The 12271-nt window shown below is 46.3% G+C and carries 11 protein-coding genes; 7 read left to right on the top strand and 4 right to left on the bottom strand.

Translation table 11 applies throughout. The features are described 5' to 3' along the window. Nucleotides 1-843: 843 nt before the first annotated feature. Nucleotides 844-1455, bottom strand: a complete 612-nt coding sequence (locus AC0YN7_RS23365; protein ID WP_475812428.1) for a superoxide dismutase — start codon at nucleotides 1453-1455, stop codon at nucleotides 844-846. Between the two features lie 350 nt (nucleotides 1456-1805). On the opposite strand from AC0YN7_RS23365, the gene AC0YN7_RS23360 reads away from it, so the two are divergent. The 6 genes from AC0YN7_RS23360 to folE all read left to right on the top strand — a co-directional run bounded on the left by AC0YN7_RS23360 (nucleotide 1806) and on the right by folE (nucleotide 5819). Next, complete coding sequence (locus AC0YN7_RS23360) at nucleotides 1806-2228, top strand: GNAT family N-acetyltransferase (protein ID WP_475812427.1); 423 nt, start codon at nucleotides 1806-1808, stop codon at nucleotides 2226-2228. A 206-nt stretch (nucleotides 2229-2434) separates the two neighbouring features. Beyond that, nucleotides 2435-2992 (top strand): DUF402 domain-containing protein, encoded by a 558-nt coding sequence (locus AC0YN7_RS23355; RefSeq protein ID WP_475812426.1) that lies wholly within the window; start codon nucleotides 2435-2437, stop codon nucleotides 2990-2992. A gap of 2 nt (nucleotides 2993-2994) precedes the next feature. Then, nucleotides 2995-3540 carry a signal peptidase I gene (gene lepB, locus AC0YN7_RS23350; protein ID WP_475812425.1) on the top strand — a complete coding sequence of 182 codons (546 nt, stop codon included), beginning with the start codon at nucleotides 2995-2997 and terminating at the stop codon, nucleotides 3538-3540. A 128-nt stretch (nucleotides 3541-3668) separates the two neighbouring features. After that, nucleotides 3669-4829 (top strand): tRNA epoxyqueuosine(34) reductase QueG, encoded by a 1161-nt coding sequence (gene queG / locus AC0YN7_RS23345; protein WP_475812424.1) that lies wholly within the window; start codon nucleotides 3669-3671, stop codon nucleotides 4827-4829. A 138-nt stretch (nucleotides 4830-4967) separates the two neighbouring features. Beyond that, nucleotides 4968-5189: a YneF family protein gene (locus AC0YN7_RS23340; RefSeq protein ID WP_475812445.1), complete on the top strand. Its 222-nt coding sequence runs from the start codon at nucleotides 4968-4970 to the stop codon at nucleotides 5187-5189. A 36-nt stretch (nucleotides 5190-5225) separates the two neighbouring features. Continuing rightward, on the top strand, nucleotides 5226-5819 hold the full coding sequence (folE, locus tag AC0YN7_RS23335; protein WP_475812423.1) for a GTP cyclohydrolase I FolE: 594 nt from the start codon (nucleotides 5226-5228) through the stop codon (nucleotides 5817-5819). 81 nt (nucleotides 5820-5900) lie between these two features. Here the strand turns inward: folE and AC0YN7_RS23330 are convergent, their stop codons facing one another. After that, nucleotides 5901-6989: a Fe-Mn family superoxide dismutase gene (locus tag AC0YN7_RS23330; protein WP_475812422.1), complete on the bottom strand. Its 1089-nt coding sequence runs from the start codon at nucleotides 6987-6989 to the stop codon at nucleotides 5901-5903. Between the two features lie 110 nt (nucleotides 6990-7099). After that, nucleotides 7100-8125 (bottom strand): alpha/beta hydrolase, encoded by a 1026-nt coding sequence (locus AC0YN7_RS23325; protein WP_475812421.1) that lies wholly within the window; start codon nucleotides 8123-8125, stop codon nucleotides 7100-7102. Nucleotides 8126-8469: 344 nt separating this feature from the next. Between AC0YN7_RS23325 and AC0YN7_RS23320 the strand changes: the two genes are divergently transcribed. Beyond that, nucleotides 8470-9213, top strand: a complete 744-nt coding sequence (locus tag AC0YN7_RS23320; protein ID WP_475812420.1) for an IclR family transcriptional regulator — start codon at nucleotides 8470-8472, stop codon at nucleotides 9211-9213. A 103-nt stretch (nucleotides 9214-9316) separates the two neighbouring features. On the opposite strand, the gene acnA is transcribed toward AC0YN7_RS23320, so the two are convergent. Continuing rightward, entirely contained in the window at nucleotides 9317-12028 is a 2712-nt protein-coding gene (gene acnA, locus AC0YN7_RS23315) for an aconitate hydratase AcnA (protein ID WP_475812419.1), read from the bottom strand. Nucleotides 12029-12271 lie beyond the last annotated feature (243 nt).

Here is a 12271-nt window from a genome sequence, read left to right as displayed (position 1 = left end):
GCCACCGGGCCCCATGCCACCGGGCCCCATGCCACCGGGCCCCATGCCACCGGGCCCCATGCCACCGGGCCCCATGCCACCGGGCCCCATGCCACCGGGCCCCATGCCACCCAGCCCACCGAGTCCGCCTGGTGGCGAAGGGAATATCATACGCGGACCGCCGCAGCCGCAGTCTCTGCTGGCTTGTGCCGGTTGCTGCTGGTTGGTAACAAATTGTTGTTCGTTAGTATAGCCATAAGTATAGTCCATGCGCGCACTCAGTCTCCCTCACGAAACAATATAGGCTTTTTCCTCATTTATCCTATGCGGTATTTGCCTATCCCGTGTTTGGTTGGAGTATGAAATTTACTTCGAATGGGGGTGCTGATATGTATTACGACTACTCTATAGAAGTGTGTTTGAGACCATAAGCACGATTTTTGAGCTTACAGGTACTGTAGGAGGTACGATCAAGAGGGTTAAGCTCGATTTTCGAGCTTACAGAGCTGAATTGGCTTGGTTTCAAGCGTGAGAGGAGTCCATAAGCACGATTTTTGAGCTTAAAGTCACTTTGGGAGGTTCGATCAAGAGGGTTAAGCTCGATTTTCGAGCTTACAGAGCTGAATTGGCTTGGTTTCAAGCGTGAGGAGGAGTCTGTAAGCACGATTTTTGAGCTTACAGGTACTGTAGGAGGTTCGATCAAGAGGGTTAAGCTCGATTTTCGAGCTTACAGTTTTCACATAGCTCCGTTTCACTTCAAGCATGTATACAATGACTCAACTAACCAACCAGCATGTCATACAAAACAAAAAAAAAGCGGCGCCGCCTCATAGGAGAGGACGGCGCCGCTTAGGTGAGAAAGTATTATTTTACAGCTGCTTCGTAACGTTTGCCAACTTCATCCCAGTTAACTACGTTCCAGAAAGCTGCAATGTAGTCAGGGCGTTTGTTTTGGTAGTTTAGGTAGTAGGCATGCTCCCAAACATCAAGACCTAGGATTGGCGTTTCGCCTTCCATGATCGGGCTGTCTTGGTTAGGCAAGCTGTATACTTTCAATTTGCCGTTTGCAACTGCTAGGAAAGCCCAGCCGCTGCCGAAACGTGTAGCTGCCGCTTTAGCGAAATCAGCTTTGAAAGCATCAAAGCCGCCAAGCTCGCTTTCAATTGCTGCTGCAAGAGCGCCTGTAGGAGCTCCGCCAGCGTTTGGTGCGATTGTTTCCCAGAACAAGCTGTGGTTAGCATGTCCGCCGCCGTTGTTGCGAACAGCAGTGCGGATTGCTTCTGGAACGCTTGCAAGGTCAGCAATCAATTCATCAATTGATTTGCTTTGCAGTTCAGGAGCGGACTCCAGAGCAGCGTTAAGGTTTGTCACGTATGCGTTATGGTGACGACCATGGTGAATTTCCATCGTAGTCGCATCGATATGCGGCTCAAGTGCGTTGTGCGCGTAAGGCAATGCAGGTAGTTGGTGTGCCATTAATAAAACCTCCTAAATAATATGTAATTATTCATAACCATTATCCCTCATCGCCAAACATAAATCAACATTATTGTTTCAAAAGTCTAATTGCAAACTATCTCGCTTGACCAGCAATAGGGTATCACAGAAACTAAGATATTATACGAAATTCACATCGAATTATCATAAATTTAACATAAAAAGAGATTAAATGAATGGAAGCGCTTAATATAAAGCGCTGTCAAGAGTAAAACGACGATTTCTTTGATTTTTTTACGGAATATTAAAGATTTTAGCAGGATTTCGTTTAAATTTGTCGTAATATAAACTAGATGCAGCACATGACATGGTATAGAAGGTGTAATTTAATGAATGTTCGTTCCTTCCAGTTATCCGACTACAGACCAATTACAGCACTACTTGAAGATGTACTTTCAGAAGAGTGCTACGAACAAACGATGGAGGCATTTGCCCGTCAATTGTCATGGGATAGTGATTTAGTTCTAGTTGCTGTCGAACATTCAGAGATCGTGGGCATGATTATCGGGACGATTGATAATAACACAGGTTATTATTATCGTATTGCCGTATCTCCTCTTCATCAACGGAAAGGAATCGGCAAATCGCTGGTTCAAGGATTGCGTCAGCGCTTCGAGCAACGTCGTGTTACAAAGATATTAATTACCGCGGACGAGCACAATGAACCTGTTTTACCGCTGTATGAGTCGATGGGATATGTTGCTAACGACTTTTTCAGATCTTTTCAGAAACTAAGCATTGTAGCGGGTTAACGCGAAATTTACTGCATTATTTTTTATGCGCAGGGCATATCTGCATCGCCATTGCTTTTGGCGGTGAGATATGCTTTTCTTAAATTATAAGGGGTTATAAGTGTAAACTTATAACCCCTTATAATTCACCGCGAAACGAGCTTTGCCGCCAAGTATGACGACAGCCGTTTACGCTTGTTACTATACACATGTTTGGAGAGAACAGGATGGAACGATATCAGCACTGTGTTATCAAAAGCTTTAAGCATGACGGTCACATTCACCGTACTTGGCAGCAGAATTGGCTGATTCCAACTGAACTTCTGGTTGCTGAGCATAGAGCTGAGTCGATGACAGTCCTAATTAACCGCCGAACTCCTATACAAGAATATGACGGTAAAATATGGATTAGCAGAGTACCGGCAGTCTCTTTTTTTATACCAGGCCAATGGTTTAATGTGGTCGCTTTGCTTGAGGAGGGCGGCATTCGTTATTACTGTAACCTTGCTTCGCCGCCTTATTTGCAGGGAGACGTGTTAACTTATATCGATTATGATTTGGATGTCATTCGAACAGCGGCTGGAGAACATTTCGTTGTTGACCAGGATGAATATGACATGCATAAAGCGACGTACCATTATCCGAAATTGGTCGATGACAAGGTGCACGAAGCTTTAGACGGGCTTTTGCAGCGAATCGATCGCGGAGAATCGCCTTTTCAAGATAGATACGTGAATTTATATTATGAGAATTGGCTAAATACATTCGGTGAGGTGGATGAATAAGTATGCCATCTAAACATTCATTCGAGTGGCGCTCAGAGCTGGTAGAATGGTTGAAAACACTTATTGCCGCTTTTGGAATCGTAATGATTGTACATTTTTTTGTTTTTAATCTATCTACGGTGAAAGGTCATTCTATGGAGCCAACCTTGACGGAGAAGGAATGGCTGTTCGTTAATAAATTTGTTTATTTGATCGGTGACCCTAAAATAGGGGATGTCGTCATTTTGAAAGAGCCGAAGAACGGTGATACTGATGAGAAGCTGCTTGTCAAAAGAATAGTCGGAGTAGGCGGTGATCGGATCGAAATTCATAATCAGCATCTGTATCGAAATGGTCAGCTAGTGGACGAGCCCTATACCGATACATTAATAGAGGATATGAATTATGGACCAGTTGTTGTTGATGAAGGGCATTATTTTGTAATGGGTGATAATCGTCATGCTCACGCAAGTCTGGACAGCCGAAAATTCAACGCGGTTCCAGAACAATTAATTCGCGGTCGAGCGGATTATATTTTGTGGCCTTACAAGCAAATAAGATCGTTGTAGCAATTAGGAGGTCGACAATGAAGGATATGTGTAAGGTTGTGAATGTGAAAATTAAGAGGAAAAGTAATAAGGAATGGAGTAATCGCTGCAATGAACTGGCTTGTAATGCGATTAATCGGAGATAGCTTATGGCTAACCGGTGGACAAAGCTGAAGGAAGAGCTGCAAGGTGCCGCGCAAAGTCTTGGTATTGATAAAATAGGATTTGCTTCTGCGGATATGTTCGTATCCTTAAAGCAGGTCTTGCTTCGTCATAGAGAGCTAGGCTATGAATCGGGCTTCGAGGAGCCGGACCTTGAGAAACGGACGAATCCTGCTCTATTATTTCATGAGCCTCAATCCATTATCGCCATAGCAATCGCATATCCTTCTAAGCTTACGAATCCTCCAAAGTCGGAGCCAGGCGCAAGACGGGGAATTTTGTCACGCTCCGCGTGGGGCGATGATTATCACACGGTGCTGCGTGATCGGCTCGCCAAGCTGGAAGCATGGCTGCGTGAGCGTTACCCGGATCTGCGAGCGGAAAGTATGGTCGATACAGGAGCGTTATCAGATCGTGCAGTCGCGGAGCGTGCCGGTATTGGCTGGAGTGCCAAAAACTGCTCTATTATTTCTCCCGAGTTAGGCTCATGGATGTATCTCGGTGAAATGATTACGAATATACCTTTTGAGCCGGATGAGCCTATTACGGAAGGCTGCGGCTCCTGTACAAAGTGTATTGATGCTTGTCCGACAGATGCGCTTGTTGGTCCAGGACAGCTTAATTCTAGCCGCTGCATTTCCTTTGTCACACAGACGAAGGGAATGCTTTCGGATGAGTTCATGCGAAAAATTGGCAATCGTCTCTATGGCTGTGATACGTGTCAGACTGTATGTCCGATCAATCGCGGAAAAAATTGGACGCATCAGCCTGAGCTGCAGCCAGATCCAGAGCTGGTTAAGCCGCTGCTTGTACCCTTGCTAACGATGGGCAACCGAGAGTTTAAAGAAAAGTATGGACGCACCTCCTCCGCTTGGCGTGGCAAAAAGCCGATTCAGCGCAATGCTGTCATTGGTCTTGGCAACTTTAAGGATGCCAGCGCTGTGCCGGATCTCGTGCAAGTATTGGAGCAGGATACTAGGCCCGTGCTCCGTGGAACGGCAGCGTGGGCGCTTGCGCGTATTGGCGGTGAGCAAGCTAAGGCGGCGTTGATGACTGCTTCCTCAAAAGAGAGTGATGAGGAAGTATTGGCAGCAATCGATAATGCGCTTGCGCAATTCGGCAGCAGCACGGTAGAAGCGCTGGAATAGAGGCCGAGAGTCTACTGCAGCAGCCTCTTCATTTGGATAGCGGAAGAGGACAAGCTATTCATTGCGAACAACGACTGAACATGCTAATATATATGACATTATAAACAGCTGTAGATTAGAGAGGGTCAGGTGAATATTTTGACGTGGGTTAACATTGTCATTCCAATCGTAACACTAATAGCCGGAGCTGTAGGCGGCTTTTTTATCGGGGTTTATTATTTGCGTAAGCAGCTTGAGAAGATGCAAAACGATCCAGAGATGATACAGAAAATGGCCAAGCAAATGGGCTATAATTTAAATAAGCAGCAGATGCAAAAAGCACAGCACATGATGAGAAATCAAAAAGGACCACGCAGATAAAAGCCAGGTTGTAGGAAGCCGGAAGGGGTGTATGGAATGGCGGGAAGAAAAGATTACGTCAATTCAAAGGTAACAGACAACCGAGAGCAAATTGAGCATCATGTCAAAGAGATATTGAGACTGATAGGTGAAGATGTAGATCGTGAGGGCTTGCTGGAAACGCCGGCCCGCGTAACTCGGATGTATGAGGAAATTTTTGCTGGATACGAGGTTGATCCACGTGAAGTGCTAGGCGTAACATTCGATGAACAGCACGAGGAGCTTGTTATCGTTAAGGACATCGTATATTACAGTCAATGCGAGCATCATATGGCTCCATTTTTCGGGAAAGCACATATCGGATATATTCCTAGCGGGAAAATAGCAGGACTAAGCAAGCTGGCACGTCTGGTTGAGGCGATTACTCGCCGCTTGCAGGTACAGGAGCGAATTACTTCGCAGATCGCGGATATTATGACGGAAGAGCTATCGCCGCACGGCGTGATGGTGGTAGTAGAAGGTGAGCATCTGTGCATGTGCGCGCGCGGTGTGAAGAAGACCGGCAGCAAAACGGTTACTTCAGCTGTTCGCGGTGAATTCCGCCAAAACGCAGCGCTTCGTTCAGAGTTTCTAGCGTTGCTGAAGCAATAGACAAGCTTATAAAATGTAAATGCCTCTTAAGCAGATAACACCGCTTAAGAGGCATTTTGTTGTGTTTTGCATTCACTGCAATCAGTAGGGTGCCCACACAAGCCTGCGGGCTTCCTCGAACCGTTCATTCACGTAGTGCCAGTTAACGACGTTCCACCAGTCCTTCACATACTCAGGGCGCTTATTCTGGTGCTTCAAGTAATAAGCATGCTCCCACACATCAAGTGCGAGCAAGGGGATCACATCCCACTGAGATAAGTTTTGATGCTTCTCCGCTGTTAATATTTCGAGTCGCCGGCTGCGCGGACTCCAGACGAGAATGGCCCAGCCGCTACCTTCAACCTTGACCGCCGCCTCGCTAAATTGTTTTTTGAATGCGGCATAGCTTCCAAAGTCATTGACGATCTGCAGACCGATGGAGCCAGTTGCTTCACCGCCGCCGAAAGGCGACATGATGTCCCAAAACAATGTATGCAAATAATGGCCTGCCCCGTTAAAAGCAAGCTCTCGTTCCCAATGTTTGACGAGGTCGAAATTACCAGTATCACGTGCGATTTGCAGCTGTGTTTCTGCTTTATTTAAACCATCTACATAAGATTGGTGGTGGATATCATGATGGATGCGCATTGTTTGTTCATCGATATAGGGCTCAAGTGCATCATATTCATAAGGCAAAGGAGGAAGGGTATGTCCGCCGATTGGAACCTGTTGAAGAGGAGCGCGCTGTTCCCGGTTGCCAGGACTGTTCACTGCTTGTCGGTAAGCGCTCATTAATCCAAGATAATAGTTGGATTCGCGAATCGTGTGTGAGATAAATGTTCTTGCCGTAGAGGAAGTAGCCGTCGCAGGGCTAAAATCGGCTAGCTGAGTTAACTGCTCGATGTAGGTCTGTGATTGCTGAAGTGCTGCATCAACAAGCGCATCAACGGTTTGCTCCGCATGAGAAGGAAGACGGGACGGATATGGCAGCCATTCGTCGAGCCATTGATTGGCATAATGAGCGGTATGTGAGAAGACGGGCTCCCACGATTGGAGCAGTTGAACATATTGACGATCCAAACTGGGAGCGGATTGCAAAATAACAGCGGTATGCTCCTTCTCTTGCAATTTCCAATGACGGATGAGTTCCATCACTCTGACAGGCATTAGCGTTCCATAAATAAAAAGCACGGACATCGCCTCCTTTTATCTCAACAAGTGCATCTAAGCTAGATGTATTCGTTGTTACAAGGGCTTATGTCGTGCTTTCGGATGAATGGGTTTTATTCCTGCTTTTTCTATTATGCTTCTCTGTTTGTTTGCAGCTGCTGGTCGACTTGGCTTAAAAATAAAGCGGCTCTCTGAATATACTCGTCAGGATGAACCTGAAATAGCAATTCATGCTTTCCGTTTGGGACAATCCAAGAGCGAGAAAGTGGGTTTCCTTGATCCGCAGCAACAGCCTCAGCCGTCTGGAATGGCGCCTTCACATCGTTCGTCCCGTGTACGACATAGAGCGGAATATCGTAACTATTCGAAATGATTTCTTCCGCAGGGATAGAACCAAAGCTCGTTCCTGTCCACATAGGAATCATCGCTTCAATAATCGGCAGTGAGAATGCGGGCAAGGCTACAAACTGGTTTAAGTTATCAAAGAGTGCTTCCGGGCTTGGGATAAAAAGGCTATCGAGTATCATTGCATCAATCTCATCAGTTAGAAGTGCAGCTTGCAGTGCAGTCCCTGCACCCATTGAAAAGCCCCACACTACGATGTCCTCCGCGCCGCGTGACTTTGCATAGTTAACTGCTGCGAGCAACTGCTGCGATTCCTCGTGGCCTCCTGTGGCTGGAGCTTTGTATTGCTTCGACGCGTAGCCGTAATCGAACAACAATATATTATAATTCAAGCTGTGCAGAAGCCTCGAAAGCTCATACATCGGTACCCAGCTTTCCTCGCGATTTGCTCCATATCCGTGGCTGAATACTACGGTACGAGTTGATGAGGAGTCGTTGTATTCCGAATCCGTTGGAATGAACCAGCCGCTAACCGTCGTTTGGCCGCTATTGCTAGCGAAAATGACATCCTCGTAATCTAATCCGATGGCTGCCTTTGGATTAGAGGCAAGAGGCGCAACGTAAGGGTAGGCGAGCATCCAAGCGACATACCCGTGAAAGATAACAACTGCCAATAGGCATACAGCCGAAAGGGAGGCGATAAAGGCGACCAATAAATGCTTTCCACGACTCTTTGATTTTTTTAGAACAAGGGTGTTGTCGGACTCTTTAAAGGGAAAAGGCTGCAGTGGTGTCATTATAGTTGTACTCATATTGTCGGTGTCCTCCTCGGTATGAATCGTTCAGCAAGAACGAGTCGTACGTCTAGTTGTAAGCGCTTTATAATTGAATTGAGGAAGTATATAAAAAGAGACTTGAATGAATAAAAAAAGTATTTTACGTTGAAGCAGGATTTACGATCTATTTAAGAAGATTACTAGTACTTTTATCGTAGTCCTCACCTGTTGGCCTGTCAATTGACGTCGATTAATTGTTAAACACTTGTAATATAATTGTAACGTTACGAACTTATCTTTACGATTATAGAAGCTATGAGTTATACTGAATGAGAATGGGTTTCATTGGATGAAACTTGAGGAGAGGAAGGTGCGGCTGCATGGAAGATGGTAAATCGACGGTGCGCGCGGTGGATCGAGCGCTTGATATATTGTTGTGTTTTACTTCGAAAACAGACTGGGCGATGACGGAGATTGCTGAGCATGTTGGCTTGCACAAAAGCACGGTTCACCGAATGCTTGCTACATTAGAGGATAAGGGCTTCGTGGAACGCGACAGGGCAACCGATCGCTATCATCTAGGTCTAAAGGTGTGGGAGCTGTCCGCGAATCTATCAAGAACGGACGATCAAGCTACGATTTGGCTGCCAGAGATGGAACGACTTCGCGATCGACTCGGAGAGACGGTTAGCATATATGTAAGAGACGGGTCTGAGCGGATTCGCATTCAAGCAGTGCAAAGCAATCAGGCTGTCCGACGGGTGGCGCCAGTAGGTGTAAGGCTTCCGCTATATGCGGGCGCGTCCAGCAAGGTGCTGATTGCTTATTCGGAGCCACTTGTACAAGAAAGTATTTTTGGAGATCCATCATGGCTGTATTCTATCGACCTCGATTATTATAAGATTCAACTGGATGAGATTGTTGCGCAAGGGTATGCGACGAGCTTTGAGGAGCGTGAGCTGGGAGCGGCTGCGTTGTCAGCTCCGATTTTCAATCGTACAGGCAAAGTGGCTGCGGCGCTGTCCGTATCTGGCCCGGCAAGCAGGCTGACGATGGAGACGATGCGCGAGTATGCGCCTGTCATGATGGAATCAGCTAAGCGGATGGGGACGATGATTTTATAGTTACTTCATAGAAAAAAAGCAGGCCCGGGGGGTTAACCACAGGGCCTGCTTTTTTATTTAGATACATGAAGTTGTAATCATGTAACACATTTTGAACTTACTATTACATGTTAGCGATCATTTGACGAAGTACCGTTTGCAGGATACCGCCATTACGGTAGTAATCAACATCAACCATAGAGTCCAGACGAACGATAGCTGGGAACTCAAATGTTGTGCCATCTTCACGAGTTGCAGTAACGGTTACTTTTTGACCAGGTACAACGTCATTGGACATGCCAACGATATCGAACGTTTCACGACCTGTAATATTAAGTGCCTTCCAGCCTTGACCTTCTGGGAATTGAAGCGGCAATACGCCCATTCCAACTAGGTTAGAGCGGTGAATACGCTCGAAGCTTTCAGCGATTACGGCTTTTACGCCGAGAAGGTACGTACCTTTTGCCGCCCAGTCACGGGAGCTGCCTGTACCGTATTCTTTACCAGCTAGAACAACAAGGTTTTTGCCGGATTTTTGATATTTCATCGACGCATCGTAGATCGACATCACTTCATCCGTAGGAAGGTAAGTCGTTACGCCGCCTTCTGTGCCTGGTGCCACTTGGTTACGAATACGAACGTTCGCAAATGTACCGCGCATCATGACTTCGTGGTTACCGCGGCGTGAGCCGTAGGAGTTGAAGTCTTGACGTTTAACACCGTTGTCGATCAAGTATTGCCCAGCTGGGCTATTTACCGTAATGTTACCGGCAGGTGAGATATGGTCAGTTGTTACGGAATCGCCCATAAGCGCAAGTACGCTTGCTGAATGAATATCTTTAATGTCCGTAAGGTCAGGACCAAGGTTTTCAAAGAATGGCGGGTTTTGGATATAGGTTGATTTCTCATCCCACTCGTAGCTCTCGCCTTCTGGTATTGAAATCGCGTTCCAACGCTCATTTTGCGTAAATACATTTTCGTATTTATCGCGGAACATTTGCGGGTTAAGCGCAGCTGTCATCGCGTCGTTAACTTCTTGAGATGTTGGCCAAATATCTTTCAGATACACAGGCTTGTTATCTTCTGTATAGCCGATTGGATCGTTAGTCAAATCAATGTTTGTCGTACCAGCAAGAGCATAAGCGACAACTAGCGGCGGTGAAGCAAGGTAGTTAGCTTTTACATGAGCATGGATACGGCCTTCGAAGTTACGGTTACCGGAAAGAACGGCAGAAACAGTCATGTCGTTGTCAACAATAGCTTTTGTTACTTCATCCGGAAGCGGACCAGAGTTACCGATACAAGTTGCGCAGCCATAACCGGCAACGTGGAAGCCAAGAGCTTCAAGCGGCTCGATTAGGTTTGCTTTAGTCAAATACTCAGTTACAACGAGCGAGCCCGGAGTCAATGAGCTTTTCACATAAGCAGGCTTCTTAAGACCAAGAGCTACTGCTTTCTTAGCAACAAGTCCAGCACCAACCATTACGCTTGGGTTAGAAGTGTTCGTACAGCTCGTAATCGCAGCAATTACAACAGCGCCAGTACCCATTTTAGTTTCTTGACCGTCAGGATGCTTCACGTCTACGAATTGTTCGATTTTCTCATCGCTTAGTCCGTATCCGCCTTTGTCGATTGGAGTGCGGATAATATTGTTGAACGATTCTTTCATCGCTGTAAGCTCAACGCGATCTTGTGGACGCTTTGGACCTGCAAGAGATGGAACAATCGTGGAAAGGTCAAGCTCGATAATGTCAGAGAATACAGGATCCGGCGTATCGTCTGTACGGAACATGCCTTGTGCTTTGTAGTAAGAATCAACGAGATCGATCAAATCTTCTGGACGGCCAGTTTGGCGCAAGAAGTTAAGCGTTTCGTTATCTACAGGGAAGAAGCCGATTGTAGCGCCGTACTCTGGAGCCATGTTGGCAACAGTTGCACGGTCAGCAAGACTGATGTTGGACAAGCCTGGACCAAAGAACTCCACGAATTTGCCTACAACGCCTTTTTTACGCAAAATTTGAGTAACAGTAAGCGCAAGGTCAGTAGCTGTTGAACCTTCAGCAAGCTTGCCTGTCAGTTTGAAGCCAATTACTTCTGGCATAATGAAGTAAAGTGGTTGTCCAAGCATACCCGCTTCTGCCTCGATACCGCCAACGCCCCAACCAACAACACCAAGACCATTGATCATCGTTGTATGGGAGTCAGTACCAACAAGGGAATCCGGATATACAACCGTTTCTCCATCGATTGTTTTGGTTGCTGCTACAGATGCCAGGTACTCTAAGTTAACTTGGTGAACGATACCTGTTCCCGGCGGAACCGCGCGGAAGTTATCAAACGCTGTTTGTGCCCAGCGAAGGAAACGGTAACGCTCTTCGTTACGCTCAAATTCAACCTTAGTATTGTACTCTAGAGCTTCTGGAGTACCGAATGCGTCAACCATGACCGAGTGGTCAATAACGAGATCGACTGGAACGAGCGGGTTGATTTTCTTAGGATCTCCGCCTGCTCTTTTCACAGTGTCACGCATTGCTGCTAAGTCAACAACAACAGGCACGCCTGTGAAATCCTGCAAAACGATACGAGCAGGGATGAAAGGAATTTCTTTATCTTCACGACCGTCAGCCCATGTTGCCAGCTGCTTTACGTGTTCAGCTGTAATGGCACGACCGTCAAACTGACGAACAGCAGCCTCAAGTAATACTTTAATAGAAAAAGGAAGCTTCGAAATGTCGCCTAGTCCTTGTTCTTCTAGTCCGCCCAAACGGTAGTAAGCATAAGACTTGCCACCGGCGTCGAGCGTTGTACGAACGGAATACTGATTTTGTGCAGCCATCGTCATTCTCCTCGCTTGAATGTAGTCTGTGTTTCATTCTGTGAAACAGAATTTCAAAATAACTATATCTATAGTATATCGTTAAAACGGTCATTCCGTAAAGTCCAATTCTGTCCTAAAGCCATTTGAAAACGCCCAGAAATACATGTGGGTGAATATCACATGAAACGGCAGATCACCTCATATAATGAACCAAACATTCCATGTTAAATTGCGAAATGCATGATCGCTCGCTCACGATAT

The sequence above is a fragment of the Paenibacillus sp. J31R122 genome (assembly GCF_056269185.1).
The sequence above is the reverse complement of the archived record's forward strand: the minus strand, read 5'-3'. Positions and strand labels throughout refer to the sequence as shown.

Coding starts and splice junctions, on each gene's coding strand:
- AC0YN7_RS23360 (WP_475812427.1), top strand. CDS start 1,806: ATGAATGTTCGTTCCTTCCAGTTATCCGACTACAGACCAATTACAGCA.
- acnA (WP_475812419.1), bottom strand. CDS start 12,028: ATGGCTGCACAAAATCAGTATTCCGTTCGTACAACGCTCGACGCCGGT.
- queG (WP_475812424.1), top strand. CDS start 3,669: ATGGCTAACCGGTGGACAAAGCTGAAGGAAGAGCTGCAAGGTGCCGCG.
- folE (WP_475812423.1), top strand. CDS start 5,226: ATGGCGGGAAGAAAAGATTACGTCAATTCAAAGGTAACAGACAACCGA.
- AC0YN7_RS23355 (WP_475812426.1), top strand. CDS start 2,435: ATGGAACGATATCAGCACTGTGTTATCAAAAGCTTTAAGCATGACGGT.
- lepB (WP_475812425.1), top strand. CDS start 2,995: ATGCCATCTAAACATTCATTCGAGTGGCGCTCAGAGCTGGTAGAATGG.
- AC0YN7_RS23320 (WP_475812420.1), top strand. CDS start 8,470: ATGGAAGATGGTAAATCGACGGTGCGCGCGGTGGATCGAGCGCTTGAT.
- AC0YN7_RS23365 (WP_475812428.1), bottom strand. CDS start 1,455: ATGGCACACCAACTACCTGCATTGCCTTACGCGCACAACGCACTTGAG.
- AC0YN7_RS23325 (WP_475812421.1), bottom strand. CDS start 8,125: ATGAGTACAACTATAATGACACCACTGCAGCCTTTTCCCTTTAAAGAG.